A 1,010-nucleotide genomic window follows, 5' to 3' on the forward strand; every position below is an offset into this window, starting at 1 on the left:
GGCTTTGTTGCGTAAATCAGGCTCGGCCAGGGTATAAGGCGTAGGTCTGTTAGCCTGAGCAGGATGAAACCAGCTCCACAGAAGTACCGCACGACCAACTGGAAGACATACAACGAAGCCCTCAAGGCCCGCGGCTCGCTGCTCATCTGGCTTGATCCAGTGATGAAGTGGCACGGCAGGCCAAGTGGCAAGCGCGGCCGTAGCCAGACGTTCAGCGACGAGGCGATCCAGTTCTGCCTGAGCATCAAGTGCCTGTTCAATTTACCACTACGCCAGGCCATGGGGATGACGCAAAGCCTGCTGCACCTGGCTGGGCTCGACTGGTCGGCGCCGGACTACAGCACGGTGAGCCGTCGGCAAAAGACGCTGCAGGTTGCCATTGGCGCCGTGCCGACCACGACAGGCTTGCATCTGCTGGTGGACAGCACGGGTATCAAGATGCTGGGCGAAGGCGAATGGAAGACGAAGAAGCATGGTGCAGAGTACCGCCGCCAGTGGCGCAAGGTGCATCTCGGGATCGATGCGTCCACGCTCGAGATCCGGCCATGGAGGTGACGGACAACAGTGTCGGCGACGCACCTGTCCTGCCAGCGCTGCTGGGCCAGATTCCTGCTGACGAGAAGATTGCCAGCGTCAGTGGGGATGGCGCCTACGACACGAAGGACTGTCATGAAGCCATCGCGTTGCGTGCCGCGCACGCCATCATCCCGACCCGTGAGAACGCCAAGCCTTGGAAGGCAAACCGCTGTGGCGCCGATACACGTAATGACATCCTGCGGACGACAAAAAGGCTGGGACGGGCAATATGGAAGAGATGGAGCGGCTACCACCGGCGCAGCCTTGTTGAAACCAAGATGCGCTGCTTCAAGCTGCTGGGCGAACGGGTGATGGCACGCGACTTTGACCGTCAGGTTGCCGAGTTACAAGTGCGGGCTGCCGTTCTAAATCGCTTCACTCAGCTGGGTACTCCGATTACGGTCCCAGTGTTATAAAACGGACTACAAATAGCG

At 59.6% G+C, this 1,010-nt stretch carries 1 pseudogene; it reads left to right on the plus strand.

What is annotated here, in order from left to right:
- The first annotated feature begins 63 nt into the window (after positions 1 to 63).
- A pseudogene (locus ABIB38_RS24205) lies at positions 64 to 992 on the plus strand (IS5 family transposase).
- The last annotated feature ends 18 nt before the right edge of the window (positions 993 to 1,010 follow it).

The sequence above is a fragment of the Massilia sp. UYP11 genome (assembly GCF_050434805.1).
GTDB lineage: Bacteria > Pseudomonadota > Gammaproteobacteria > Burkholderiales > Burkholderiaceae_D > Telluria.